The 25952-nt window shown below is 70.9% G+C and carries 23 protein-coding genes; 12 read left to right on the forward strand and 11 right to left on the reverse strand.

Annotation, left to right across the window (positions count from 1 at the left end; translation table 11 throughout):
• Positions 1–97: 97 nt before the first annotated feature.
• A complete protein-coding gene (locus OG289_RS28825; protein WP_327316954.1) occupies positions 98–1108 on the forward strand; it encodes a DedA family protein in 1011 nt (336 codons plus the stop codon).
• A gap of 28 nt (positions 1109–1136) precedes the next feature.
• On the opposite strand, the gene OG289_RS28830 is transcribed toward OG289_RS28825, so the two are convergent.
• A complete protein-coding gene (locus OG289_RS28830) occupies positions 1137–2798 on the reverse strand; it encodes a threonine/serine ThrE exporter family protein (RefSeq protein ID WP_327316955.1) in 1662 nt (553 codons plus the stop codon).
• A 113-nt stretch (positions 2799–2911) separates the two neighbouring features.
• Positions 2912–3403, reverse strand: coding sequence for an inorganic diphosphatase (locus tag OG289_RS28835; RefSeq protein WP_007452023.1), 492 nt, complete (start codon positions 3401–3403; stop codon positions 2912–2914).
• Between the two features lie 79 nt (positions 3404–3482).
• Between OG289_RS28835 and dacB the strand changes: the two genes are divergently transcribed.
• From dacB to folE, 6 genes are all read left to right on the forward strand, one after another.
• Positions 3483–5150 (forward strand): D-alanyl-D-alanine carboxypeptidase/D-alanyl-D-alanine endopeptidase, encoded by a 1668-nt coding sequence (dacB, locus tag OG289_RS28840; protein ID WP_327316956.1) that lies wholly within the window; start codon positions 3483–3485, stop codon positions 5148–5150.
• A 108-nt stretch (positions 5151–5258) separates the two neighbouring features.
• Positions 5259–6392: a zinc-dependent metalloprotease gene (locus OG289_RS28845; protein ID WP_327316957.1), complete on the forward strand. Its 1134-nt coding sequence runs from the start codon at positions 5259–5261 to the stop codon at positions 6390–6392.
• Between the two features lie 193 nt (positions 6393–6585).
• Complete coding sequence (gene tilS / locus OG289_RS28850) at positions 6586–7608, forward strand: tRNA lysidine(34) synthetase TilS (RefSeq protein ID WP_327316958.1); 1023 nt, start codon at positions 6586–6588, stop codon at positions 7606–7608.
• A gap of 72 nt (positions 7609–7680) precedes the next feature.
• A complete protein-coding gene (hpt, locus tag OG289_RS28855; protein ID WP_327320830.1) occupies positions 7681–8241 on the forward strand; it encodes a hypoxanthine phosphoribosyltransferase in 561 nt (186 codons plus the stop codon).
• A 185-nt stretch (positions 8242–8426) separates the two neighbouring features.
• Positions 8427–10466, forward strand: a complete 2040-nt coding sequence (gene ftsH / locus OG289_RS28860) for an ATP-dependent zinc metalloprotease FtsH (RefSeq protein WP_327316959.1) — start codon at positions 8427–8429, stop codon at positions 10464–10466.
• A gap of 153 nt (positions 10467–10619) precedes the next feature.
• On the forward strand, positions 10620–11225 hold the full coding sequence (folE, locus tag OG289_RS28865; protein WP_327316960.1) for a GTP cyclohydrolase I FolE: 606 nt from the start codon (positions 10620–10622) through the stop codon (positions 11223–11225).
• A 94-nt stretch (positions 11226–11319) separates the two neighbouring features.
• Here the strand turns inward: folE and OG289_RS28870 are convergent, their stop codons facing one another.
• From OG289_RS28870 to OG289_RS28895, 6 genes are all read right to left on the reverse strand, one after another.
• Entirely contained in the window at positions 11320–11805 is a 486-nt protein-coding gene (locus OG289_RS28870; protein WP_327316961.1) for a DUF3180 domain-containing protein, read from the reverse strand.
• 72 nt (positions 11806–11877) lie between these two features.
• The gene (folK, locus tag OG289_RS28875; protein WP_327316962.1) at positions 11878–12489 is read right to left on the reverse strand and encodes a 2-amino-4-hydroxy-6-hydroxymethyldihydropteridine diphosphokinase; all 612 of its coding nucleotides are present in this window, start codon (positions 12487–12489) and stop codon (positions 11878–11880) included.
• Positions 12486–12845 (reverse strand): dihydroneopterin aldolase, encoded by a 360-nt coding sequence (gene folB / locus OG289_RS28880; protein WP_327316963.1) that lies wholly within the window; start codon positions 12843–12845, stop codon positions 12486–12488. Before folB ends, folK begins: the two co-directional genes overlap by 4 nt.
• Positions 12846–13138: 293 nt before the next feature.
• On the reverse strand, positions 13139–13651 hold the full coding sequence (locus tag OG289_RS28885; protein ID WP_327316964.1) for a nuclear transport factor 2 family protein: 513 nt from the start codon (positions 13649–13651) through the stop codon (positions 13139–13141).
• Positions 13648–14610, reverse strand: a complete 963-nt coding sequence (folP, locus tag OG289_RS28890) for a dihydropteroate synthase (RefSeq protein ID WP_327316965.1) — start codon at positions 14608–14610, stop codon at positions 13648–13650. The genes OG289_RS28885 and folP overlap by 4 nt, the downstream gene beginning before the upstream one ends.
• Before the next feature lie 79 nt (positions 14611–14689).
• The gene (locus OG289_RS28895; protein WP_327316966.1) at positions 14690–16501 is read right to left on the reverse strand and encodes a phosphatidylglycerol lysyltransferase domain-containing protein; all 1812 of its coding nucleotides are present in this window, start codon (positions 16499–16501) and stop codon (positions 14690–14692) included.
• 235 nt (positions 16502–16736) lie between these two features.
• Between OG289_RS28895 and OG289_RS28900 the strand changes: the two genes are divergently transcribed.
• Together OG289_RS28900 and OG289_RS28905 are read left to right on the forward strand one after the other, a co-directional pair.
• Complete coding sequence (locus OG289_RS28900; protein ID WP_327316967.1) at positions 16737–17864, forward strand: alpha/beta hydrolase; 1128 nt, start codon at positions 16737–16739, stop codon at positions 17862–17864.
• A gap of 196 nt (positions 17865–18060) precedes the next feature.
• Positions 18061–19515, forward strand: a complete 1455-nt coding sequence (locus OG289_RS28905) for a hypothetical protein (protein ID WP_442819103.1) — start codon at positions 18061–18063, stop codon at positions 19513–19515.
• A gap of 19 nt (positions 19516–19534) precedes the next feature.
• Here OG289_RS28905 and OG289_RS28910 read toward each other — a convergent pair whose 3' ends face one another.
• Entirely contained in the window at positions 19535–20932 is a 1398-nt protein-coding gene (locus OG289_RS28910; protein ID WP_442818967.1) for a PH domain-containing protein, read from the reverse strand.
• The gene (locus OG289_RS28915; protein WP_327316969.1) at positions 20929–21432 is read right to left on the reverse strand and encodes a PH domain-containing protein; all 504 of its coding nucleotides are present in this window, start codon (positions 21430–21432) and stop codon (positions 20929–20931) included. Before OG289_RS28915 ends, OG289_RS28910 begins: the two co-directional genes overlap by 4 nt.
• A 126-nt stretch (positions 21433–21558) precedes the next feature.
• Between OG289_RS28915 and OG289_RS28920 the strand changes: the two genes are divergently transcribed.
• Positions 21559–22707 carry an NADH-quinone oxidoreductase subunit D gene (locus OG289_RS28920; protein ID WP_327316970.1) on the forward strand — a complete coding sequence of 383 codons (1149 nt, stop codon included), beginning with the start codon at positions 21559–21561 and terminating at the stop codon, positions 22705–22707.
• Between the two features lie 70 nt (positions 22708–22777).
• On the opposite strand, the gene OG289_RS28925 is transcribed toward OG289_RS28920, so the two are convergent.
• Positions 22778–23797, reverse strand: coding sequence for an SAM-dependent methyltransferase (locus tag OG289_RS28925; protein WP_327316971.1), 1020 nt, complete (start codon positions 23795–23797; stop codon positions 22778–22780).
• Between the two features lie 118 nt (positions 23798–23915).
• Between OG289_RS28925 and OG289_RS28930 the strand changes: the two genes are divergently transcribed.
• Positions 23916–25118 carry a sensor histidine kinase gene (locus tag OG289_RS28930; RefSeq protein WP_327316972.1) on the forward strand — a complete coding sequence of 401 codons (1203 nt, stop codon included), beginning with the start codon at positions 23916–23918 and terminating at the stop codon, positions 25116–25118.
• An 83-nt stretch (positions 25119–25201) separates the two neighbouring features.
• Positions 25202–25870 carry a response regulator transcription factor gene (locus OG289_RS28935; protein WP_327316973.1) on the forward strand — a complete coding sequence of 223 codons (669 nt, stop codon included), beginning with the start codon at positions 25202–25204 and terminating at the stop codon, positions 25868–25870.
• The last annotated feature ends 82 nt before the right edge of the window (positions 25871–25952 follow it).

A 25952-nucleotide genomic window follows, 5' to 3' on the forward strand; every position in this document is an offset into this window, starting at 1 on the left:
GATGCCCTGGGAACCTGGTTCTGTCGGGCTGCGTTGATAGCTTTGGGCGGCCCAGTCGCCGCACCGATCGCCTTCACCCCTCAGGAGCCCGGAACCCGTGACTACCCTTGCCCTCGGCCCCGAGTGGATTACTCCGGACTACCTGATCTCGACGTTCGGCCTGATCGGCATTTTGGTGATCGTCTTCGCCGAGTCGGGCCTGTTCGCCTTCCTGCCCGGTGACTCGCTGCTGTTCACGGCCGGTCTGCTGGTTGCCGACGGCAAGTGGATCCACCAGCCGTTGTGGCTGGTCTGCACTCTGATCGTGATCGCGGCGGTCCTCGGCGACCAGGTGGGGTATCTGATCGGCAAGTTCTTCGGGCCGAAGCTGTTCAGCCGGCCCGACTCCAAGCTCTTCAAGAAGGAGAACCTGGAGAAGGCTCACGAGTTCATCGAGAACTACGGCCCCAAGGCGATCGTCCTGGCGCGCTTCGTGCCCATCGTGCGGACCTTCGCGCCGATCATCGCCGGCGCCGGCCGCATGAAGTACCGCACGTTCATCACGTACAACATGATCGGCGGCATTCTCTGGGGTACGGGTGTCACGGTCGCGGGCTACTTCCTCGGACAGATCACCCTCATCAAGGAGAACGTCGAGGCGATCCTGGTCCTGGTCGTCCTCATCTCGGTCGTCCCGGTGATCATCGAGGTCCTCAAGGCCCGCAGGGAGAGCCGCAACGCGCCTTCCGGGCAGCAGCAGGCCTCCCATCAGCAGCAGCCGCATCAGCCCCCGGTGATGGACGACGCGACGACCCAGCTCCGCCGGATCGACCAGCACGACCAGTACGACCAGCACGACCAGTACGGAGGCCAGAGCGGCCAAGGCGGCCACGGCGGCCAAGGCGGCCACGGCGGCCAGAGCGGCCAAGGCGGCCACGGCGGCCACGGCGGTCAGAGCTACGAGAACGAGTACTACGGCCAGCAGTACCCGCACCAGCAGTACCCGCACCAGCAGCAGTACCCCCAGGACTGGCAGCAGCCCCAGCAGCAGCCCCAGCAGCAGCCCCAGGAGCCGTACGGCGCCCAGCAGAACAGCCCGTACCCCTACAACCAGAACCAGGGCTACTAGAAGCGCCCTGCGGGTCGCGGGGCGGCGTTCAGAACCCCCGCGTCCTCTTGGCGGCCCGCCGCTTCTCGGCGGAGCCGATCCGCAGGAACAGCCGCGACACCTCGGACCCCAGGTTCACACCGATGGCGATGGCCATGGCCAGTGCCGCGGCCTTGGTGATCGACACCAGCCCCGCGTCCACCTCGTTCTTCGCGATCGCCAACAGCCCGAAATAGGTCGCCGACCCCGGCAACAGGGGCCCGATCGCGGCGGTCGTGTACGGCAGGGCGGAAGCGAACCGGTACCGCGAGAGCAACTGCCCGAACAGCCCCACCACGCCCGCCGCGACGGCCGTGGAGGCCACCGGCGAGATCTCCCCTGCGTAGCGCATCGCCCCGTACACCGACCAGGCCACACCGCCGTTCAACGTCACGGCCAGCACGGTGGATCGTTCCTGCTGGAGCAGCACCGCGAACGTCAGCGACAGCAGCATCGACGCCCCGATCTGCAACAGCGGCCGCTGGGTGATGCCCAGGTTCGCGTCGGGGTTGAGATGCGCGCCGAGCTGCACGCCGACGTAGAGCATCACCAGCACCCCGGCGACGATGCCCACGAAGAAGTACATGACCTCCAGCAGGCGCGCGGCAGCGGTGATGTAGAAGCCCGTCAGACCGTCCTGGACGCCCGCCACCAGCGCCCGTCCGGGCAGCAGCGCGAACAGCCCACCGGTGACGACCGCTGCGGCCTTCACATCGACGTGCCCCAGCGTCAGCGCGATGCCTATCGCGGCCGGCGGCATCGCGGCGACCAGGAACTGGTAGAACTCCGGCAACCCGCGTCCGGCGCAGAGCCACGCCAGCCGGTCGCCGAGCATCGCGCCGAGCGCGGCCGCGACGAACACGACCGCGTCACCGCCGACCAGTACCGAGGCGGCGCCCGCGAGCAGCCCGCTCGCCGAGGTGAGCACCCAGGTCGGGTACGGGTGCCGGTTGCGGCGCATCTCCGCGAGCCGCCGGTAGGCCTCCTCCAGGGAGAGGTGGGTCTCCGGGTCGCTCAGGTCGTCCACGAGCCGGAAGACGGCCGCCAGACGCGTGTAGTCGGTGCCCCGGCGGCGCACCGTCCGTGACGCCGTCACCGGGTCCTCCACCAGGGACGGCTGGTACGAGATCGACAGCAGCGTGAAGGTGACGTTCGGCTCGCAGCGGTCGAGCCCGTAGGAGCGGCAGACCGCGAACATCGCGGCCTCCACGTCCTCGGCGCCCTCCCCGCCCGCCAGCAGCAACTCGCCGATGCGCAGCGTCAGGTCGAGCACGCGCGGGACGGCCGGACCGCCCTCCTCCGCCTTGGGACCCGGCTCCGGCGCGGGCCGCTCGGCCACCGGCATCCGCAGCATCGTGCGCATCCGGTCCTGCCAGGGCACGTCCTTGGTCAGACTCACCATCGGCACGCCGGCGGCCGGCGTGAAGGCGACCGGGGCCTGTCGGGCGCTGTAGGTGCGCGGCAGGCTGAACGCCGACCCCTCGCCCTCCCCGGCGGCCTGCTGCCCCACGTCCAGGCCCTGCGGAACGGCGAACTCCGAGGTGGTCTCCGACTCGCCACCGGCCTTCGGGACCGCCAGCCCCGCCGGGATCGCGAACTCGGACGTGATCTCGGGGTCGAAGACACCCCTAGCCTCGTCCGACTGCGGCTTGCGGTACTCCGCCTCCGTCACTGAGCAAGCTCCCTGAACGACGCCTTCCGTAGGCCTCAGTATGCGCACAGACACGCGAAAGGACCGCACGCGTGCGCGTGCGGCCCTTTACACACCTCTACGCGACCGGAGCCTCAGTGGCCGCCCTGGTCCTTGAACCGCTTGTAGGACCGCTCGATCTCGGCCTCGGCGTCGGTACGGCCCACCCAGTCGGCGCCCTCGACGGACTTGCCGGGCTCGAGGTCCTTGTAGACCTCGAAGAAGTGCTGGATCTCCAGGCGGTCGAACTCCGACACGTGGTGGATGTCGCGCAGGTGCTCCACGCGCGGGTCGGTCGACGGGACGCACAGCAGCTTGTCGTCGCCGCCGGCCTCGTCCGTCATCCGGAACATGCCGATCGCGCGGCACCGGATCAGACAGCCCGGGAACGTCGGCTCGTCCAGGATGACCAGCGCGTCGAGCGGGTCACCGTCCTCGCCGAGGGTGTTCTCGACGAAGCCGTAGTCGGTCGGGTAGGCGGTCGAGGTGAAGAGTCGACGGTCCAGGCGGATCCGACCGGTCTCGTGGTCCACCTCGTACTTGTTCCGCGAACCCTTCGGGATCTCGATCGTGACGTCGAACTCCACCGGTGGCTCCTCCATGATCAGCACATAGTTCTGGTGGTTAAGTGTCCCTCACGCAGGTGTGTGATCGCGAAAGGGGCTGGTGATCGTGCCAGAGCTGAGGCCTTGGCGGGCCGCGAGACCGCATGTGGTGCGGGTCACGGACGCCGTTCGACCGCGTCTGGCACGGGCCGCAGGGATCGTACGACCCCGCCTCGCGCGCGTGAGCGCCGCCGCCAAGCCGCAGGTCGTACGGCTCACACAGGCGGCGAAGCCGCATCTCGCACGCGTCACGAAGCCGATGGCCGGTCAGAGCGCCAGGTCCTGGCAGTACACCGCGGGTGCGGCGACCGCCGGGCTGGCACTGGCCGCCGGTGTGGTGACCGCCGTCGGCCCCTGGGACTCCACCGGTCAGCGTACGGCGGAGCGGGACCGGGCAGTCGCCCTGGAACGGACGGGTGGCGCAGATCACGGCCGTACGGACGATTCGTCCCCTACGTCCGACACGGCGGCCGGAGCGCCGCGGCCCGCCCCCAGCGCCGCCTCCGTCCTCGCCGCCCTCGGGGGCGCCGCGAACGCCGTGAAGTCCGCCCCGGACGCCCTGCCCACCGGCACGGGCCTCACGGGCGTCCTGACGCCCCTCCTGGGCGATCCCGCCCTCGGCGCCCGGCACACCGCCGCGGTCGTCGACGTGGCCACCGGCAAGCGGCTGTACGGCACCGGAGGGGACGTGGCGCTGACCCCGGCGTCCACCACGAAGATCGCCACCGCGGTCGCCGCGCTCTCCGCGATGGGCGCCGAACACCGCCTCACCACCCGCGCGGCGCTCGAGCCCGACACCAAGGAGCTCGTTCTCGTCGGCGGCGGCGACCCCACCCTCACGGCCCGCGCGGACGCCGAGGGCTGGGCGAGCCTGCGCGCCCTCGCCGCCTCCACCGCCACCGCCCTGAAGAAGCGCGGTCTCACCCAGGTGACGCTCTCGTACGACACGACCCTGTACGCCGGAGCCGAAGTTCACCCCATCGGGGCCAACCCCAACCTTGCCCCCGTCACGGCCCTGTCCGCCGACGAGGGCCGCACCGACGACTCCACCAGCGGCCCGACGACCCGCGTGAGCGACCCGGCGGCCGACGCGACCCGCCGGTTCGCGCAGTTCCTGAAGACCGCCGGCATCAGGACCACGGCCCCCGGTCCCTCCAAGGCCACCACGCGCGCGCAGAGCCTCGCCACCGTCTCCTCGCCCCCGCTGTCCGCCCTGGTCGAACGGATGCTCACCAACAGCGACAACGACATCGCCGAGGCCCTCGCCCGCCAGACCGCCGTCGCCACCGGTGTCCGCGCCGACTTCGACGGCGCCGGCAAGGCCGTCCAGGCCCAGCTCAAGAAGCTCGGACTGCCGACGGCCGGCGCCCGCTTCAAGGACGGCAGCGGCCTCGACCGCGAGGACCGGCTCACGGCGAACCTGCTGACCGCCCTCCTGGTCAAGGCCGCCGACGCCACCCGTCCCGACCTGCGCCCCGTCCTCACCGGCCTCCCGGTCGCCGGCTTCACCGGCACCCTCACCAGCCGCTACATCGACGGCGCGGCCGGCGTCGTCCGCGCCAAGACCGGCACCCTGACCGGCGTGAACACCCTCGCCGGCACGGTCGTCGACCAGGACGGCCGCCTCCTCGCGTTCGCCCTCCTGACAGCCGACACGACCGACCCGGCGGCCGCCCAGGCGGCGCTGGACCGGGCGGCCACGGCGCTCGCGGGATGCGGCTGCCGCTGAGGGAGGCGGCCCACCACCCCCGAGCCGTCCCCGGCCCCGACCCTGACATCTCCCTGACCGGCCTCCTGTGGCCTGCCCCCGACGGCGGTGCTCACGTACGGTTGACGCATGACGAGCATCGGTGGTGCCGCATCTTCGGGGATGGTCGACTGGAATCTCGCGGTGGCGACGGCGACCCGCCTCGTACGGCCGGGACCCGAGGTCAGCCGTGACGAGGCGCGTGCCGTCGTCGCGGAACTGCGCCGACACGCCAAGGCCTCGGAGGAACACGTCCGGGGCTTCACTCGTATGGGCACCGAGGACATCCACGACACCCCGATCCTCGTCGTCGACCGCCCGGGCTGGGTGCGGGCGAACGTGGCGGGCTTCCGGGAGATCCTCAAGCCGCTCCTCGACAAGATGCAGGAGCGGCGGGGCAACACGCCCGGAGGCGCGGTCCTCGGCGCCGTCGGCGGCAAGGTCACCGGCGTCGAACTGGGCATGCTGCTGTCCTTCCTGTCCTCCCGCGTCCTCGGCCAGTACGAGACGTTCGCCCCCGCCACCCGCGAACTCCCCGCGGGCGCCAACGGCGGCGGCCGGCTGCTGCTCGTCGCGCCGAACATCGTCCACGTGGAACGCGAACTCGACGTACAGCCCCACGACTTCCGCCTGTGGGTGTGCCTCCACGAGGAGACGCACCGCACCCAGTTCTCCGCCGTGCCCTGGCTGCGCGACCACCTGGAGGGCGAAATCCAGTCGTTCTTGGGCGAGACCGACGTCGACCCCATGACCTTCCTGGAGCGCGTCCGGGAAGCCGCCCAGTCCCTCGCGGGCGGCCGCCCCGAGGGCGAGGAGGACGATGGCGGGCGCTCCCTGGTCGAACTCGTGCAGACGCCCGCCCAGCGCGAGATCCTCGCCCGCCTCACCGCCGTGATGTCCCTCCTGGAGGGCCACGCCGACTTCGTCATGGACGGCGTCGGACCGGAAGTCGTGTCGACCGTCGCCGAGATCCGCGAGAAGTTCCAGCAGCGCCGCGCCAAGGGCGCCTCCCGACTGGACATCGCCCTGCGCAAGCTGCTGGGCCTGGACGCCAAACTCAAGCAGTACCGGGACGGCGAACGCTTCGTACGGGCCGTCGTCGACCAGGTCGGCATGGACGGCTTCAACCGCGTATGGACCTCCCCGAACACACTTCCGACCAAGGCCGAGATCGCCAAACCGGCGGACTGGGTGGCGCGGGTACACCGCAAGGCCGAGTCGTGAACCCCCGACAGAGGTGGTGAGCCGAATCCGGCCGTCGGCAGGCGAACGCCCCTTCAATCACCCGTCCGAGGGACCGTGAGCCCTCGGCAGGCGTGCAATGCTCGGGGAACGGCCCGGTTCTGTCACCATCTACACACTCTGAGTGACCGAACCTCGGGCTCACCCCCGAAAACTTCATGAAGGGAACCGGACAATGGGTCCCCATCCTGCGGTCGCGGCGATACGCCTGGCGGTCCGCCGCGTACTTCACGACATCCTCAACGACCACCCCACCACCGAAGCGAACTCGCACGAGCCCCCGCCGTCGCCGCTCGTGCTCGTGGCGTGCTCCGGCGGCGCCGACTCCATGGCGCTCGCCTCCGCCCTCGCCTTCGAAGCCCCCCGGCTCGGCATCCGCGCCGGCGGCGTCACCGTCGACCACGGCCTCCAGCCCGGCTCCGACCTGCGTGCCGAGGAAGTCGTCCTGCGCCTGCGCGAACTCGGCCTCGACCCGGTCGAGTCCGCCGCCGTGACCGTCGGCCGCCAAGGCGGTCCCGAGGCCGCCGCCCGCGACGCGCGCTACACCGCCCTCGACGACGCGGCCGAACGCCACGGCGCCGCCGCGATCCTGCTCGGCCACACCCGGGACGACCAGGCCGAAACCGTCCTGCTCGGCCTCGCCCGCGGCTCCGGCATCCGCTCCCTGTCCGGCATGGCCGCGGTCTCGGGGGCCGACGGCCGTTACCGCCGCCCCTTCCTCCAGCTCGACCGGCAGACCGCCCGCAAGGCGTGCATGGTCCAGTCCCTGCCCGTCTGGGACGACCCCCACAACGCCGACCCGGCCTACACCCGCTCCCGGCTGCGCCACGAGGGCCTGCCCGCCCTGGAGAAGGCCCTCGGCAAGGGCGTCGTCGAAGCCCTCGCGCGTACGGCCCAGCTCTCCCGCGACGACGCCGACGCCCTCGACGCCTGGGCCGGCCAGGCCGAGTCCTCCGTACGGGACGCAGCCGGCCTCCTGGAGTGCGCCAAGCTCTACGCCCTGCCGCCCGCCGTACGCCGCCGGATCCTGCGCCGCGCCGCCATCGAGGCGGGCGCTCCGGCCGGTTCCCTCTTCGCCCGGCACATCGAGGAGGTCGACCGGCTGATCACCGGCTGGCGTGGCCAGGGGGTCATCAATCTCCCCGGCAAAGTCGTCGCCCAGCGCCAGGGTGGCAGACTGGTGATTCGGCAAGGCTGAATCCGGGCCCTCCGGCAGGACCGCTCACGTGGTCGTGGGCGGTTCCGGTGGCCGGTGGGACAACCGAAAGTGATGCGGGTGGACGCGAAAGACATGGGCACCGACCTCAAAGAAGTGCTCATCACCAAGGAAGAGATCGACGCGAAGCTGGCCGAGCTGGCCGCGAAGATCGATGCGGAGTACGCGGGCAAGGACCTGCTCATCGTCGGCGTCCTCAAGGGCGCTGTGATGGTCATGGCCGACCTCGCCCGAGCGCTGTCCACCCCCGTCACCATGGACTGGATGGCCGTGTCGTCCTACGGCGCGGGCACCCAGTCCTCCGGTGTGGTGCGGATCCTCAAGGACCTCGACACCGACATCAAGGGCAAGCACGTCCTGATCGTCGAGGACATCATCGACTCCGGTCTGACCCTGTCCTGGCTGCTCTCCAACCTCGGCTCGCGCGAGCCCGCCTCCCTCAAGGTGTGCACGCTGCTGCGCAAGCCCGAGGCCGCCAAGGTCGCCATCGACGTCCAGTGGGTCGGCTTCGACATCCCCAACGAGTTCGTCGTCGGCTACGGCCTCGACTATGTCGAGAAGTACCGCAACCTCCCGTTCGTCGGTACGCTCGCGCCTCACGTCTACGGCGGCTGAACCCGAAGGGCCCAAGCCCCGTACGAAGATCGGGAACCCCGGCGGGCCCCCCGCCGTTGGAGCATGCAGACGGGTGCGCCAGCCGTCCCGTGCGGCTTCGCGCGACAAAGCTGGGGTACCGTCAGAAGAACTGTCTTATCAAACTCACTATGGCAGGAGGGACGGGGCGACACCGCTCCGTATGGATGGACGTGAAGCGATACTTCCGTGGGCCGGTCATGTGGATCGTGCTGGCCGTCCTTGCCGTGGTCGTGTTGATGCAGGTCGTCGGCTCGTCCGGCGGCTACAAGACGGTGGACACAGGCCAGGTCATTGCAGCGATCAACGACAACAAGGTCGAGTCGGCCAAGCTCACCACCGGTGACGAGCAGACCATCAAGGCCACGCTCAAGGACGGCACAAAGATCGAGGGCAGCTCGAAGATCCAAGCGAGCTACATCGGCGATCAGGGCGTGACCATCGCCAACACGCTGCAGACCAAGTACCAGGACAAGCAGATCCCGGACGGCTATACGGTCTCGCCGACGAAGCAGAACGCCTTCGTCGGGATCCTGCTGTCCCTGCTCCCCTTCGTCCTCATCGTGGTCGTCTTCCTGTTCCTGATGAACCAGATGCAGGGCGGCGGCTCCCGAGTCATGAACTTCGGGAAGTCCAAGGCCAAGCTCATCACCAAGGACACCCCGAAGACGACGTTCGCCGACGTCGCCGGCTCGGACGAGGCCGTCGAGGAACTCCACGAGATCAAGGAGTTCCTCCAGGAACCGGCGAAGTTCCAGGCCGTCGGCGCCAAGATCCCCAAGGGCGTGCTCCTGTACGGGCCTCCCGGCACCGGCAAGACCCTGCTCGCGCGCGCCGTCGCCGGCGAGGCGGGCGTCCCCTTCTACTCGATCTCCGGTTCCGACTTCGTCGAGATGTTCGTCGGTGTCGGTGCCTCCCGAGTCCGTGACCTCTTCGAGCAGGCCAAGGCGAACGCTCCGGCGATCGTCTTCGTCGACGAGATCGACGCGGTCGGCCGCCACCGCGGCGCCGGCCTCGGCGGCGGTCACGACGAGCGCGAGCAGACGCTGAACCAGCTGCTCGTCGAGATGGACGGCTTCGACGTCAAGGGCGGCGTGATCCTCATCGCGGCCACGAACCGTCCGGACATCCTCGACCCCGCCCTCCTGCGCCCCGGCCGCTTCGACCGCCAGATCGCGGTCGACCGCCCGGACATGCAGGGCCGTCTGGAGATCCTCAAGGTCCACCAGAAGGGCAAGCCGGTCGCGCCCGACGTCGACCTGGCCGCCGTCGCCCGCCGCACCCCCGGCTTCACGGGTGCCGATCTCGCCAACGTGCTGAACGAGGCCGCGCTGCTGACGGCCCGCTCGGACCTGAAGCTGATCGACAACCACATGCTGGACGAGGCGATCGACCGAGTGGTCGCGGGCCCGCAGAAGCGGACCCGGATCATGTCGGACAAGGAGAAGAAGATCACCGCGTACCACGAGGGCGGTCACGCCCTGGTCGCGGCGGCTTCCCCGAACTCCGACCCGGTCCACAAGATCACCATCTTGTCCCGCGGCCGCGCCCTCGGCTACACGATGGTGCTCCCGGACGAGGACAAGTACTCCACCACCCGCAACGAGATGCTCGACCAGCTGGCCTACATGCTGGGCGGCCGCGCGGCGGAGGAGCTCGTCTTCCACGACCCGACCACGGGCGCCGCGAACGACATCGAGAAGGCCACGGCGACCGCGCGGGCGATGGTCACCCAGTACGGCATGACCGAGCGTCTGGGCGCGATCAAGTTCGGCGGCGACAATACCGAGCCGTTCCTCGGCCGTGAGATGGCTCACCAGCGTGACTACTCGGAAGAGGTCGCCGCGCTGGTGGACGAGGAAGTCAAGAAGCTCATCGAGAACGCGCACAACGAGGCCTGGGAGATCCTGGTCGAGAACCGCGACGTCCTCGACAACCTGGTGCTTCAGCTGCTGGAGAAGGAGACGCTGGGCAAGGAGCAGATCGCCGAGATCTTCTCCGCCATCGTCAAGCGCCCGGCCCGCCCCGCCTGGACCGGCTCCTCGCGGCGCACGCCGTCCACCCGTCCGCCGGTGCTCTCCCCCAAGGAGCTCGCACTGACGAACGGCGCCAACGGCGCGACGCCGGCGATCTCCACCGCCAAGTCCACCGCTGTGGAGTCCACCTCGGTGACCGAGCCCACCCCGGAGGAGCGACCCGAGAGCTGACTCGGCTCCCGGGCGCCCCACCAGGCCCGGAATGGATGCCGCGCCCCCCAGGTTCTAGCCTGGGGGGCGCGGCATTTCGTATGACCGATTCTCTATGCCCGCAGATGAGGCGCGTGCCCCACACGCGCGACCCGCACAGGAACGAGGCACCAGATGACCGACCCCGTGACGCTGGACGGCGAGGGCTCCATCGGCGAGTTCGACGAGAAGCGCGCCGAGAACGCCGTACGCGAACTGCTGATCGCGGTCGGCGAGGACCCGGACCGTGAGGGACTCCGCGAGACGCCGGCGCGGGTGGCGCGGGCGTATCGGGAGCTTCTGGCGGGGCTTACGCAGGTGCCCGAGGATGTCCTGACCACGACGTTCGATCTCGGCCACGACGAGATGGTCCTGGTCAAGGACATTGAAATCGTAAGTTTGTGTGAGCATCACATGTTGCCGTTCCATGGTGTGGCCCATGTCGGCTACATCCCGGCGGAGACAGGCAAGATCACGGGCCTGTCGAAGCTGGCGCGGTTGGTGGAGGTGTACGCCCGGCGCCTGCAGGTGCAGGAACGACTCACTACGCAGGTGGCGGACTCCCTCATGCGGATCCTCGAGGCCCGCGGTGTCATCGTCGTCATCGAGGCCGAGCACATGTGCATGTCGGTGCGGGGGATCCGTAAGCCGGGTGCCAAGACCACGACTTCGGCGGTGCGGGGTCAGCTTCGGGACGCCACCACCCGGGCCGAGGCGATGAGCCTGATACTGTCGCGCTGACCTGCGGGGAGGATCCGTCAGTGGTGCCCGATACCGTCTGAACGGCGGGGTCGATCGAGCGCAAAGCCTGCCACCCTCGGCCCTGGTGACGGCGTCAGGCCGTCGATGCCGCCCCGTTCTCGTGGTCGTCGTCCTCGGGGAGCTTGCACACGCGTTCCAGGAAGATGGCCGCCGCTATGACGGCGATGCCTGCCAGGACCGAGAAGCCGGCATAGATGGCCTGGTCGCGGCGGGCGGGGATGTCGAGGGACTCCAGGAGGAAGACTCCGGTGCCTCCGTACATGCCGGAGACCAGGGCGGCCACCAGGGCGCTGGCCTGGCCGAAGACGACCGCGCGGGCCGCCATCAGGGGGTCGACGCCCTTGGCCTCGGGGCGGCGCTCGCGCTGGGCCTTGAGGCGCCCGCGCAGCGAGAGCGCCGTGGCGAGCAGGACCACGGCGATCAGGGCCAGGACGATGGGGGCGGCCAGCGGGACGCTGGGAAGGGTCCCGATCGAGTTCCAGAGGCGGGCGCCCGCCCAGGACAGGATCGCGGCGACGACGAACACGCCTGCCAGCACCCTGATGCGCAGCTCTCTCACGGTGTCCCTTCAGCTCCCCCGAGCCCGCGGGCGCGAACAGCGCGCGGGCAGTGGTCCTCTTGACCTTAACGACTACTCGGGCAGCTGGAGTTCCAGGTCCTTGCGGGCTGCGACGCCCTCGCGCGTGACGGTGTCGAGGAGGTCGGCGACCGGCCCGCGGCCCGGGAGTTGGGCCTCGGGCTCCACGTCGTGCCAGGGGACGAGAACGAAGGCGCGTTCGTGGGCGCGGGGGTGAGGGAGGGTGAGGTGCGGGTCGTCGTCGACGACGTCGGCGTACGCGACGATGTCGACGTCCAGCGTGCGCGCGCCCCAGCGCTCGTCCCGTACCCGGTGGAAGGCCTCCTCGACGGCGTGCGCCCGCTCCAGGAGCGAGGACGGCGGGAGGGTCGTCTTCAACAGGACCACCGCGTTGAAGTACGACGGCTGGCTGCCGGGCTCGACGCCCCAAGGCTCGGTCTCGTACACCGGGGAGACGGCCTTGATGCGGACGCCCGGGGTGTCCTCCAGGGCGTCGATGGCCCCCTGGAGGGTCTCCAGGCGGTTGCCGAGGTTGGCGCCGAGGGAGATCACGGCCCGCTGGGGGTTGTGCAGCGTGGTGTCGGCGGCGTCGACCTTCTCGACGACGGAGGCGGGTACCGGCTGTACGGTCGGGTCGCTCTGACCCTCGGTGAAGAACGCGGTCATACTCGGCTCCGGGTGATGGTGACGGTCACGTCGTCGAAGGGGACCGTGATCGGGGCGTCCGGTTTATGGACACAGACCTCGACCTCCTGGACCCCTTCGTGCTTCAGACAGGCCTGGGCGATGCGCTCGGCGAGCGTCTCGATGAGGTCGACGGGGTCGCCCTGGACGACGGCCACGACCTCCTCCGCCACGATGCCGTAGTGCACGGTCTTCGCCAGGTCGTCGTCGGCGGCGGCCGGTCGGGTGTCCAGGCCCAGGACGAGGTCCACGATGAAGGTCTGGCCCTCCTCGCGCTCCTTGGGGAACACGCCGTGGTACCCGCGGGCCTTCAGGCCGCGCAGCGCGACACGATCCACGCGAATCACTCCTGCAATCGTCGGTTTCGGCCGGTGCGTACCGGGTGCGGGCGGCATTCCGGCCTCGAACGAATCTACCTGCGAGCACTGACAGACCCTGGCCCCGACCGCGGTGGCCCGGGCCGGAGCCAGGAGTTTTCACCGGGCGTTTCCCTTGCGGCACCCGGCAGCTCAGGGGTTGGTAGCCGCGCCTACCCACGTGTCCGTGATTCCAACCACTTCTTGGTCCCTGTGGGTCACCTCGGGGACTCCTGCCCCCTTCCTGAGGGCCTTCCCGTAGGTCGCCTACCCGCTCAGGACGGGTTGTCCTCGTCCTCGGGCTCTTCGGGCTCGTCGTTTTCGGCCAGAACCGGGGAGGCGTGGTGCGACCACAGCTTCCAGCCGTCGGACGTGCGGCGGAACACGTTCGTGGCGACCACCAGCTGGCCGACGAGCGGCCCGAGCTCCTCGCCGGCCTCCGGTGCGGGGCCGCCGCTGAGGATGTTCTCGGTGCAGGTGACGAGAGCGGTGTCGCCGGTGACGGAGACATGCACGTCGGTGAGGAAGAACTGGATGTAGTCGGTGTTCGCCATGATCAGCGCGTACGACCTGAGGACCTCGCCGCGACCGGTGAGCACGGGCCAGCCGGGGTGCACGCAGGAGATCACGCCGACGTCCGCCGGGTCGTGGTAGGTCTCGTCCACGCCCAGGTCGGCCGGGGTGAGCCAGAACGAGGACACGCCTTCGAAGTCGCCTTGTTCCAGTGCCTCGTAGAAGGCGGTGTTGGCCGCCTCGACCTGCTCGACGTCCGTGTGGGGGGCGCTCACCGGGCTCCTTCTGCGCCGTGCGGGCCGTGCGGGCCGTGCGGATCGTGTGCGCCGGGGCGCGTGTCCTGTGTGTCGCGTATGTCCGGCGCGCCACTTCCCTCGCGCGCCTCTTCCACGGCGCGTGCCACCTGCACCGCGTCCGCCGTCGCGCGTACCTCGTGCACGCGGACCGCCCAGGCGCCGGCCTGCGCGGCGAGGGCGGAGACGGCGGCGGTGGCGGCGTCGCGCTCGCGCGCCGGCGGCGGCGCGCCGCCCGGGCCGGCCAGGACACGGCCGAGGAACCGCTTGCGGGAGGCGGCGACGAGCAGCGGATGACCGAGGGAGTGCAGGCGGTCGAGGTGAGCCAGCAGGGAGAGGTCGTGGTCGGCCTCCTTGGAGAAGCCGAGGCCCGGGTCGACGACGATGCGGTCCGGGGCGATGCCGCCTGCCAGGACGGCGTCCACGCGCGCGTGGAGTTCGTCCACCACTTCGGCGACGACGTCGGCGTAGACGCCCTTGACGTTGCCGCCCTCGAGGAAACCGCGCCAGTGCATGACGACGAAGGGGGCGCCTGCGTCCGCCACGGCCGGGATCATCGCCGGGTCGGCGAGGCCGCCGCTGACGTCGTTGACGAGGGAGGCGCCGGCCGCGAGGGCCTGGGTGGCGACGGAGGCGCGCATCGTGTCGACGGAGACGACGACGCCTTCGGAGGCGAGGCCGCGGACGACGGGGACGACCCGGCGGAGCTCCTCGGACTCGTCGACGCGGGTGGCGCCGGGGCGGGTGGACTCGCCGCCGACGTCGACCAGGTCCGCGCCCTCGGCGACGAGTTGCAGGCCGTGCTTGACGGCGGCCGTCGTGTCGAACCAGCGGCCGCCGTCGGAGAAGGAGTCGGGGGTCACGTTGACGACTCCCATGACCGCGCAGCGGTCCCATTCCGGAAGGCCGTCGACGCGCCCGCGTCCGCTCTGCTTGCTCATACGTTCAGCGTAGGCCCAGGAAGGGCCCGGGCCGCGGTGCGGCCCGGGCCCGAGTCCTGCTGGACCTCCATCGCCGCGGCTACGCCGCCCGTACGTCTCTCTCCGCCACCGTGTGCGCACACGCGCGTGCCGCGGTGGAGCGGCGGCGCAGGAAACGTGGCAGGGGGAGGGCGAGGTTGACGAAGCCTTCGGCCTGCATGGCGGCGAAGCCGATGCGGGGGAGGTCGCCGGAGGCCCGGTAGACGACGAAGCGGGGTTCCCAGCGGGGCTGGAACTTGGCGTTGAACTTGTACAGCGACTCGATCTGGAACCAGCGGGAGAGGAAGACCAGCAGACCGCGCCAGGCGCGCAGGACGGGTCCGGCGCCGATCTTCTCGCCGCGCGCGAGCGCCGAGCGGAACATGGCGAAGTTCAGCGACACGCGCGTGATGCCGAACTTCGGGGCGGCCTGGAGGGCGGCCACGATCAGCAGTTCGTTCATGCCGGGGTCGGCCGAGCGGTCGCGGCGCATCAGGTCCAGCGAGGCGCCGTCGGGGCCCCAGGGCACGAAGTGCAGGATCGCCTTGAGGTCGCCGTACTCGCCGGGGACGTCGTCGGCCTTGTGGGCGGTGGCGATGAGGCAGTCGGTGTCGGTGATGTCGCCGATGCGGCCCAGGGCCATCGAGAAGCCGCGCTCGGTGTCGGTGCCGCGCCAGTCCTCCGCGGCCCGTCGGATGCGCTCCAGTTCGGCCTCGCCGAGGTCACCCACGCGCCGGACCCGGGTCTCGTAACCGGCGCGTTCGATGCGCTTGACCATTTGGCGCACGTTGCGCATCGCGCGGCCGGCCAGGGAGAAATCCGCCACGTCCACCACCGCCTCATCGCCCAGCTCGAGGGCGTCCAGGCCGGTCTCGCGGGTCCAGACCTCGCCGCCGGTCTCCGAGCAGCCCATGACGGCCGGGGTCCAGGAGTGGGCCTTGGCCTCGTCCATGAAGCGTTCGATGGCGCCGGGCCAGGCCTCGACGTCGCCGATGGGGTCGCCGCTGGCCAGCATCACACCGGAGACGACGCGGTAGGTGACGGCCGCCTTGCCGCTGGGGGAGAAGACCACGGCCTTGTCGCGCCGCAGCGCGAAGTGGCCGAGGGAGTCGCGGCGGCCGTGCTTGGCCAGCAGGGCACGCAGGTGGGTCTCGTCCTCCTCGGTGAGGCGCGCGGCGGGGTGCTCGGGCCGGAAGGCGAGATAGATCGTCGTCACCGCGGTGATCCAGCCCAGGGCGCCGAGGGAGAAGGCGACGGTCCAGGAGGTGTTGCCCTGGTAGTCGACCGGGCCCTCGAAGCCGAAGAGGCCGTACAGGACGTGCGTAATGCGATCGGCCAGGCTCGGGTCGCCGATCATGCGGTGGGGGTGGACGCTGACGATGACCAGCCCCAGACCGAGGGAACCGGCGCCCATGAGGACGAAGTTGGCGAGCGCGCGCCAGCGGCTGCGCGGGTCGGGCAGCGCCGCGAACTGGTCGCGGTGCAGCAGCAGCGGCACCAGGAGCGCGACCGAGATGAGCGCGCCCACGATCGAGTGCCGGTACACGAACTGTGCGACCGCGCCGGCCGGCAGCAGCACCACCGCCGCGCGCCAGGCGCGCCGCTTGCTGCGCTTGAGGCCGTGGGCGAGCAGCAGCAGCAGGACGCCGGCGCTGAGCGACAGCGCGGCGGCGAACGGCCCGAAGGAACCGGGCAGCACCTCGGCGAAGGTGTGCATACGGCTGTGCCTGAACCGCGGGAAGACACCCGCGGCCACGTCCAGCAGACCCACGAGGGCACACGCTCTGCCGACGAGGGCCGGTACGGACTCGGGGCGCGGACCTCGCACTATCTGCCGCACCCGGCTTGATCGGCGCGGAACCCCGCCCGACATTTCCCCATCTTCCGTGACAGACATCGCATCCCGTAGTTCCGCGAGAGACCTTGAACCCGGTGCCGATTCGGGCATCCGGCGACATTGCGCCCTCTAGGACGGTGTCTTGGGCTGAGAGGTTCACTCGTTTCCTCAAAGCCGCTGAAAAGGCCAAGGAAAGTTCGGGACAAGCCCTCGCGAAGGAGTCGGGGGAGCGGGCGGGTTCCCGGACGGAGAGCAGGCAGGAAACCACCGCATGGGTCTCACGAGCAACAAAGTGCTGCTGCTGTCAGTGCTGTTCGCCTTGGTGCTGTTCGTCGGCACGGTGTGGCTGTGGCCGCGCCTGGCCCGGCGCAGCTGGCGGGCCGTCAGCGGGCGCGTCGGGCTGCTGCTCGCCACCCAGTTGGCGCTGTTCGCGTCGGTGGGCCTCTCCGCCAACCAGGCCTTCGGCTTCTACGCCAGCTGGGCGGACCTGTTCGGCAAGGAGACCGCCCAGGGTGTGGTCGTCGACCACGCGGCGGGCGGTGGCCCTGCCGGGCCGCTGCAGGTGGTCGACACGCGGCGTGTGGACGGCGGCGGCAGCGGGCGGCCGCAGATCGGCGGGCAGGTCCAGAAGGTCGCCGTGAACGGGAGTACGACGCACATCGCCACCACCGCGTTCGTGTACCTGCCGCCGGAGTACTTCGACCCGGCGTACCGGACGCGTACGTTCCCCGCCGCGGTCGTCCTGACGGGGTACCCCGGTACGGCGGAAGCGCTCGTCAACAAGTTGCACTACCCGAGCACCGCGCGGGAGCTCGTCAAGGACGGGCGTATGCAGCCGATGATCCTGGTGATGCTGCGGCCGACGGTGGCGCCGCCGCGGGACACGGAGTGCGTGGACATCCCCGGCGGACCGCAGACCGAGTCGTTCTTCGCCAAGGACCTGCCGAACGCCGTGACGGCCCACTACAGGGTGAGCAAGAAGCCCGGCAGCTGGGGGATCATCGGCGACTCCACGGGCGGCTACTGCGCCCTGAAGCTGGCGATGCACCACCCGGAGGTCTACGCGGCCGGTGCGGGCCTGTCGGCGTACTACAAGGCGCCGATCGACCCGACCACCGGAGACCTCTTCCACGGGAGCAAGAGCCTACGCAATGAGGCGGATTTGCTCTGGTATCTGAAGAATCGTTCCGCTCCGAACACCTCGCTGCTCGTCACCACCAGCAAGGTTGGAGAGTCCAACTACAAGACCACGATGAAGTTCATAGCGCTGGCGAAGGGCACGGGAAAGACCAGGATCTCGTCGATCGTCCTGGACAGCGGCGGGCACAACTTCAATACCTGGCGACGCGAGATCCCGCCGACGTTGCAGTGGATCAGCGGGCGGCTGGGTGGCCGCTGACGGCGTCCTTCGGTGGCCCCGGCCGGAAATGATCTTGCTTCCCGTCGAATTCGACGGCAGCTCTGTTTGCTGTTGCCCTGTGAAGACTTCGTTATGGCTGTGTTTTTGCGGGGCGGGGCGCCAACATTCGCCTACGCGCGGTAAGTTTCTGGCCATGCCACGTGGACGTCACCGCCATTCCCCACCTTTGCACAGGCTGCTCCCTCCCTCGGCGATCGCAGGCGTCTCCCTTGTCTGCGCCCTCGGCCCCTGGGTGTTCACGGAACCGACGCCGCTCCGGGTTCTGGCCGCGGCCGCCGCGGCCACGGCGATCGTCGGCGCGGTCGTGATGCGCCGCTGGGACATGCAGGCCGGCAGGCAGGTCGCCGACCTCACGCGCGCGCGTGCCGGTGACGAGTGGCGCTACGAGGAACGCGTCGCCGAGCTGGAGAGCGACCTCGACGAATCGCGTGAACTGCGCGTCAAGCTGGAGCAGCGTCTGCGGTCCAAGCGCGCCGAACTGGCCGGCCTGCGCAACGAGCACGCCGCGCTGCTGCGCCGCTACGCCACCGCGGAGACCGAGCGTGCCACCGCCCTGGAGGGCCGCCGTCTGCTCGAGATAGAGGCGGCGCCCTCGCCCGCGCTGCCCGCCGCGCGCGCGGGTCAGGACGCCGAGTCGACGGGGGCGCTCGCCACGCGTGAGATCGAGGCCACCGAGGGCTCGGACGCCGTCGAGGCGGAGACCGAAACGCAGGAGCCCCAGGAGACGATCGAGGCGGTCGCGTCGGCCGAGGAGGAGCCGAAGGCTCCGGCGGTCTTCTCCCCCGAGGGGTCCCAGCTGTTCCTGCGGGCGCAGGCGGCCCTGGCCCGGTTCGACGGCGTCAAGGCCGCGAAGAGCGACGACCCCGCCGAGGAGGAGCCCGCACAGGCGGCTTCCGTGGAGGTCGCGGCCGCTGCCGGCGGCGAGGCGGAGGCCGCGCAGGAGGACGAGGAGCAGGGGAAGCCCGAGGCGGCCGCGGAGCATGCGCGCGCGGTCGCCCCCCACACGGCTGACGAGTACGACCGGGCCCCGGAGGACGAGGTCGCGGAGACCGAGGCCGCCGCGGATACAGAGAGGGACGAGGCGGAGCAGGACGCTCCGGAAGAGGCCATCGCTCAGGCGGTCGGCGCGAACGACAGGGACGACGCGAACGACAGGGACGACGCGAACGACAGGGACGGCGTGGAGTCCGTGCGGCCCGAGCCGCCGCTGGACCCCGCCCCTGCCCCGGCTCCCGCCCAAGCCGCCCCCGCCCCCGTCGCCGGGGTCGGCACCGCGCTCGTCCGCCGTCCCGCCGCTCCCGTGCAGCGTCCCTCCGGCCACTTCGCCGTGCCGACCGCCGTGGCCGTCGTACCGGCCTCGGAGCCCGTACGGCGTCCGACGGCCGACGGCGGGTTCGACTTCTTCGGCACGAAGAGCGCGTCGTCGCCCGACACCCTGGAGGCGGTGCAGAACGAGGACCTCGCCGACGTCGTCGGTCAGGAGGCCCTGGCGCTGCACAAGGCCGAGTCCGAGGCGGAGTTCAAGCCGGTGGACGAGGCGTCGCGCGGTGTAGGTCAGGTCATCGACCTGACCGCGCACGACGAGACCGAGGTGATCGACCTCCAGGGGCTGCGCAGCGCCGTCTCCTGACGCCGTTCCCCGCGCAGCCCTACGCCATCCACCGGTCCGGCCGGGCGTCCAGGCGCCCGGTCCGTGATCGCTCGGCCTGGCCGCGAAGCAGCTCCGCGGCCTCCTGCGCGTCCCGCAGCCGGGCTGTGACGGTCTTGTCGGCCCCCGTGTCCACATGGACGTCCGCGAGGCGCCACAGGCGCTGCCAGGGCCCTTGCGTCAGCCGCACGCTCTGGACCTTGGCGTGCGGTACGAGGGTCAGGCTCCGGCGCAGCAGTCCGTGCCGGGCGGCGAACACGGTGTCAGTAACGGCGATTCCGTAGCCCCGCCACCACAAAGGCACACACCGCCCGGCCCGCCGCGGCGGGCGCGACAGCGAGGTCTCGGCCGGGACGCTCACCCCGGGCAGTACACGCGCGACGACGGCCTCCGCGGCCTCGCGCGGGGCGACCGGCACGAGCACGGAGTTGGCCGAGCCGGCCACGTCCAGTTCGACGCGCACCCAGCCGAGCCGCCGCCACAGCAGCGGCCGGACGATCCGCACGGTCTGCACGCGTCCGGGCGGGACCGTCTCGTGCGTGCGGTCCAGCAGCCCGTGGTCGATCCGCAGCCCGTCCGGCGACTCGCCGACCGTCCAGTCGTACTCGCCGACGAACCGTCCCACGCTGCTCGCGCCCGCCGCGCCCAGCAGTGGCACGCCGGTCGCGAGGACCGTCCACACGCTGTGGGTGGCCAGCCACAGCACCGGCGGCACCACGAGCGCGGCGGCCAGCGCGCCCCAGGTCGCCCCGGTCAGGGCCAGAGCGATCGCCAGCTTGCGGGCCGGCACACGCAACAGCTCGCGCGCGGGTGCTTCGCCCACTTCGTGCGCCGTCTCAGGAGCGAAACCTGCCGCCCGCGCGAGCAGCTCCGCCCGCAGCGCGCGGGCCTCTTCCTCGCCGAGGAAGGCGAGTTCGTCCTTCTTCTCGGCGCCCACGACGTCGAGCCGGAGCTTCGCGACGCCCGCGATCCTCGCCAGCAGCGGCTGACCGACGTCGATCGCCTGAATGCGTTCCAGCCGGATGTGCGCGGTGCGCCGGAACAGCAGGCCGGTCCGGATGCGCAGTTCGCTGTCCGTCACCGCGAAGTGGGTGAACCACCAGGTCAGAAAGCCGTAGAGGGAGGCCGCAGGGACGAGGACGGCGAGCGCGATCAGCAGGGCCGTGGTGGTCAGCCGGGTCAGCTGCTCCTGCGCCTGGTTCGGGTCGTGCACCGCCCACCCGACTAGGACCGCGACCGGCGCCCACGCCCGCCGGAACGGCGTGACGGGGTGCAGCCGGCGCTCGGTGACGGGCCGCTGCGATCGGGTGCCGGGTGCTTCTGGCGCGCCCGGTATGCCGGGCGCGTCCGGCGCGTCCGGCGCGTCCGGGACGTCGTCCTCGACGCCCGGCGTCGTCACAGCCCCGCCGATCGGGCCCCGCCGAGCTCGGTGAGCCGGTCGCGCAGCCGTTCCGCCTCGGCCGGGTCCAGGCCCGGGATCGTCGCGTCGGTCGCGGCGGCCGCGGTGTGCAGCTGGACGCTGGCCAGCCCGAAGTGCCGCTCGACGGGACCGGAGGTGACCTCCACGAGCTGCATGCGTCCGTAGGGCACGACGGTCTCCTCGCGCCACAGCACGCCTCGACTGATCAGCAGGTCGTCGGCGCGCTCGGCGTACCGCCAGGAGCGCCAGTTGCGGCCGAGCAGCACCCAGCCCCAGCAGATGCCGGCCAGCGGCAGCAACGCGAACGCGGCCCACGCGGGGCCGACGAACAGGCCGAGCGGCAACCCGATGCCGACGGCCGCCAGCCCCAGCCACACCACCAGCAACAGGCGCCGCATCCGCAGCAGCCCCGACGGCAGTCCGGTCCACACAGGTGCGGCTTCAAATGTCTCTCCGCGCCCGGAGATCCCCGATTCCATGTGGTATTTTCCTTTCATCCCGCAAAGGATCGGTTCGGGCTGGACCGCAACCTTCGGGTTGGAAACCCCCTTCCTTCACGCGGGGGAGCGGAGTCACACGGCCAGCGTACGTAGGAGACTGAGTCCATGACTCCTACGGAGACCACGGTCGCAATCGGGGGCGCCGCGTCGAGCACCGACATGGTGCTCAACATCGGCCCCCAGCATCCCTCCACGCACGGCGTGCTGCGGCTGCGGCTCGTGCTGGACGGCGAGCGCATCCGGCACGCGGAGCCGGTGATCGGCTACATGCACCGCGGCGCGGAGAAGCTGTTCGAGGCCCGCGACTACCGCCAGATCGTCATGCTGGCCAACCGTCACGACTGGCTGTCGGCGTTCTCCAACGAACTGGGCGTGGTCCTGGCGGTGGAGCGGATGCTCGGCATGGAGGTGCCCCCGCGCGCGGTGTGGACCCGCACGCTGCTCGCCGAGCTGAACCGGGTGCTCAACCACCTGATGTTCCTGGGGTCGTATCCGCTGGAGCTGGGCGGCATCACCCCGGTCTTCTATGCCTTCCGCGAGCGCGAGGTGCTCCAGAACGTCATGGAGGAGGTCTCCGGCGGGCGCATGCACTACATGTTCAACCGCGTGGGCGGCCTCAAGGAGGACCTGCCAGCCGGCTGGGCCGGCCGCGCGCGCGGCGCTGTCTCCGCCGTGCGTTCCCGTATGGACGTCTTCGACGATCTCGTGCTCGGTAACGAGATCTTCCGGGGGCGCACGCGGGACGTGGGCGTCCTCGCGCCGGAGCACGTGCACGCGTACGGCGTGAGCGGGCCCATCGCGCGCGCCTCGGGCGTCGACTTCGACCTGCGCCGCGACGAGCCCTACCTCGCGTACGGGGAGCTCCAGAACACGCTGAAGGTGGTGCACCGGACCGAGGGCGACTGTCTCGCGCGCTTCGAGTGCCTCCTGGAGCAGGCGCACAACGCGCTCGACCTCGCGGACGCCTGCCTGGACCGTCTCGCCGATCTGCCGCCCGGCCCGATCAACCAGCGGCTCCCGAAGGTCCTCAAAGCGCCCGAGGGGCACACGTACGCGTGGACCGAGAACCCCCTCGGCATCAACGGCTACTACCTCGTCAGCAAGGGCGAGAAGACCCCGTACCGGCTCAAGCTGCGCTCGGCGTCGTACAACAACATCCAGGCGCTCACCGAACTGCTGCCGGGCACGCTGGTCGCGGACATGGTGGCGATCCTGGGGTCGATGTTTTTCGTGGTGGGGGACATCGACAAGTAGGGGCAAGAGGGGGGGACCGCTCCGGACCTGCTCCGTCGGACCGCTCCGGACCTGCTCCGTCGGACCCTTCCTAGAGGAGTGGGTCCGGAATTCCAACCGGCTGGAGCAGCCATCCGAAGTCGCCCAGCCCGCCCGGTGCGGTGAGCTCGGCGGCCTCTCCGGCGCTCGCGAGGGCGCGCACATACGCGGCGGGGTCCGTGGAGGCGAGCGCGAGCGGGGGACGGGCGCCGGTGATGCCCAAGGCGCGCAGCGCGGCGCGTTGGGTGAGCAAGAGGGCACCGGAGTCCCTCTCACCCGCCTTCGCGCACGCGTCCAGCGCGACGTGGGCCGTGATGTCGCAGGAGCCGTCCGGCACGGGTGCCGTCTCACGGCCCTCCCGGAAGCCGGTGAGTGTCCCGAACGGGGGGCGTGCGTTCGCCGAGTGCGCGTAGTCCACCGCTACCGCGAGCCCCTGTACGAGGCACGCGACAGCGGAGGCCCACTCCGCGTCCCGGGGCAGCCCGATCTCGGCCCGCAGGCCCTCCTCGCCCGTCGACGGCCACCACTGGGCGAGCCACTCCGCCTCCGCGCCGGACACCGGCTCCCCGAGCCGTTCGACCCCGTCGTCCCGGACGAGCACCAGCCGCGCCACCCCCGCGGAGTCGACCTCCGCGACCTCGACGGGCACGTTGTCGAGCCACTCGTTGGCGAACAGCAGCCCGGTGACCTGTCGTGGGGGCTCGGGAAGCCATTCGATCCGGTGAGCGAGGCCCTCGGGGCGGCCGGCGACTTCGACGGCGTACGCGCGCGTGCGTGCGGCCACGCCGCCGGGGAGCGCGGCCAGCACCGCGGTGACCAGTTCGCCCCGGCCGGCGGCCATGTCGACGAAGTCGAGCGACGCGGGCCGGCCCAGCGCCTCGTCGACGCGGCACAGCAGCCGGGCCACAGCCCCGGCGAAGAGGGGCGAGGCGTGCACGGACGTCCGGAAGTGCCCGGCCGGGCCCTCGGGCCGCCGGTAGAAGCCGCCCGTTCCGTCCACGCCGTACAGCGCGGTCTGCGTCGCCGCCCGCCAGCCGCGCCACTTGTCCGCGCCCGCCACCTCGTCCACCACGCGGACAGACTAGGCGTACAGGTGATCACGGCATCCACCTTGGGGAGTACGCGAGCCCGGACCGGATCGGCCGTCCGGTTGACCCCTGCACGCATCGGGCTTCCCTACGCTGGGTTACGTGCAGCGCCTCTATGACTTCCTCCGCAGACACCCGACCGGGGTGGACGGCTTCTGGGCCTTCGTCCTGTTCGGGATCTCCGCAGCTGCCGGGACCGCGGGTCAGGACCGCGGCGGCACCGACTCCATGGCGCTGCTGGTGCCGGTCGTGTTCCTGTTGTGCCTGGTCATCGCGTTGCGTCGGCGCATGCCCGAGCAGATGCTCGTGCTCGCCGCCGCGCTCGGGCTGGCTCAGCTGGTGCTGGACGTCGGGGTCACGGCGGCCGACTTCGCGCTGCTGGTGATCGTCTACACGGTCGCCGCGACCGGCGCCCGCTGGGCCTCACGGCTCGCGCTCGTCATGGCACTGAGCGCTGCCACCCTGGCGCAGCTGCGCTGGCCACACGCGAACGCGAGTGTGCCGGGCCAGGTCGCGGTCATCGTCTTCCAGACGGTGCCGTTCGCCCTCGCCTGGGTGCTCGGCGACTCCGTGCGCACCCGTCGCGCGTACTTCGCGCAGTTGGAGGAGCGCGCGGCGCGTCTGGAGAAGGAGCGTGAGGCGCAGGCGAAGGTCGCCGTCGCCGCCGAGCGCGCCCGCATCGCGCGCGAGCTGCACGACGTCGTCGCGCACAACGTGTCGGTGATGGTGGTGCAGGCCGACGGCGCGGCCTACGTCCTCGACGCCGCGCCCGACCAGGCGAAGAAGGCCCTGGAGACGATCTCCTCCACCGGTCGCCAGGCACTCGCCGAGATGCGCCGTCTGCTGGGCGTGCTGCGCACCGGCGAGCACCAGGAGGGCGGTGAGTACGTGCCGCAGCCGGACGTCGAGCAGATCGAGGACCTCGTCGAGCAGTGCCGTGGCTCGGGTCTGCCCGTGGATTTCAAGGTCGAGGGCACTCCGCGGCCGCTGCCCAGCGGCGTCGAGCTGACGGCGTACCGCATCGTTCAGGAGGCGCTGACGAACACGCGCAAGCACGGCGGACCGAACGCGGGCGCGAGCGTGCGCCTGGTCTACTTCGACGACGGCCTCGGCCTGCTCGTCGAGGACGACGGCAAGGGCGCTCCGCACGAGCTGTACGAGGAGGGCGGCGCCGACGGCGCGGGCCACGGCCTGATCGGCATGCGCGAGCGGGTCGGCATGGTGGGCGGCACCCTGGACGCGGGCCCGCGGCCCGGCGGAGGATTCCGCATCAGCGCCCTGCTCCCGCTCAAACCAGCGCATTGACGCCGACGCACGCCCCCTGTTGACACCTGTCACGCCCCCCCGCGCTCGCTCCCACTCAGCGAAGACCCACGGAAGAGGACCTCATGACGATCCGCGTGATGCTCGTCGACGACCAGGTGCTGCTGCGCACCGGGTTCCGGATGGTGCTCGCCGCCCAGCCGGACATGGAGGTCGTGGCGGAGGCGGGCGACGGTGTCGAGGCCCTTCAGGTGGTGCGGTCCACGGCGGTCGACGTCGTGCTGATGGACGTCCGTATGCCGAAACTGGACGGAGTGGAGGCCACCCGGCGCATCTGCGCGGAGCCCGACCCGCCGAAGGTGCTGATCCTGACCACCTTCGACCTGGACGAGTACGCGTTCTCCGGGCTGAAGGCGGGCGCCTCCGGCTTCATGCTGAAGGACGTGCCGCCGGGCGAGCTCCTCGCCGCCATCCGTTCCGTGCACAGCGGTGACGCGGTGGTCGCCCCGTCCACCACCCGCCGTCTCCTTGACCGGTTCGCGCCGATGCTGCCCACCACCGGCAAGGAGCCCAAGCACAAGGAGCTGGAGCGGCTCACGGAGCGGGAACGCGAGGTGATGATGCTGGTCGCCCAGGGGTTGTCCAACGGGGAGATCGCGGCCCGGCTGGTGCTGTCCGAGGCGACCGTCAAGACCCACGTGGGCCGCATCCTCACCAAACTGGGGCTGCGCGACCGGGTCCAGGTGGTGGTCCTGGCGTATGAGACGGGGCTCGTCCGCGCGGGCGGCCACTGAGCAGGGGTGAACGCTCGTGCCCGGGGCGGGCGGAACGTCCGGGTCGGCTGAAGTGGCCCCGACCGGCTGAAGCGGCCCACCT

Source organism: Streptomyces sp. NBC_01235, from assembly GCF_035989285.1.
Lineage (GTDB): Bacteria > Actinomycetota > Actinomycetes > Streptomycetales > Streptomycetaceae > Streptomyces.

Excerpts from the sequence above, each read along its gene's own strand:
- folE (WP_327316960.1), top strand. The coding sequence starts at position 10,620 with ATGACCGACCCCGTGACGCTGGACGGCGAGGGCTCCATCGGCGAGTTC.
- hpt (WP_327320830.1), top strand. The coding sequence starts at position 7,681 with ATGCGGGTGGACGCGAAAGACATGGGCACCGACCTCAAAGAAGTGCTC.
- OG289_RS28895 (WP_327316966.1), bottom strand. The coding sequence starts at position 16,501 with ATGTCGGGCGGGGTTCCGCGCCGATCAAGCCGGGTGCGGCAGATAGTG.
- OG289_RS28845 (WP_327316957.1), top strand. The coding sequence starts at position 5,259 with ATGACGAGCATCGGTGGTGCCGCATCTTCGGGGATGGTCGACTGGAAT.
- OG289_RS28935 (WP_327316973.1), top strand. The coding sequence starts at position 25,202 with ATGACGATCCGCGTGATGCTCGTCGACGACCAGGTGCTGCTGCGCACC.
- folK (WP_327316962.1), bottom strand. The coding sequence starts at position 12,489 with ATGACCGCGTTCTTCACCGAGGGTCAGAGCGACCCGACCGTACAGCCG.
- OG289_RS28900 (WP_327316967.1), top strand. The coding sequence starts at position 16,737 with ATGGGTCTCACGAGCAACAAAGTGCTGCTGCTGTCAGTGCTGTTCGCC.
- OG289_RS28915 (WP_327316969.1), bottom strand. The coding sequence starts at position 21,432 with ATGGAATCGGGGATCTCCGGGCGCGGAGAGACATTTGAAGCCGCACCT.
- ftsH (WP_327316959.1), top strand. The coding sequence starts at position 8,427 with ATGGACGTGAAGCGATACTTCCGTGGGCCGGTCATGTGGATCGTGCTG.
- tilS (WP_327316958.1), top strand. The coding sequence starts at position 6,586 with ATGGGTCCCCATCCTGCGGTCGCGGCGATACGCCTGGCGGTCCGCCGC.
- OG289_RS28920 (WP_327316970.1), top strand. The coding sequence starts at position 21,559 with ATGACTCCTACGGAGACCACGGTCGCAATCGGGGGCGCCGCGTCGAGC.
- folP (WP_327316965.1), bottom strand. The coding sequence starts at position 14,610 with ATGAGCAAGCAGAGCGGACGCGGGCGCGTCGACGGCCTTCCGGAATGG.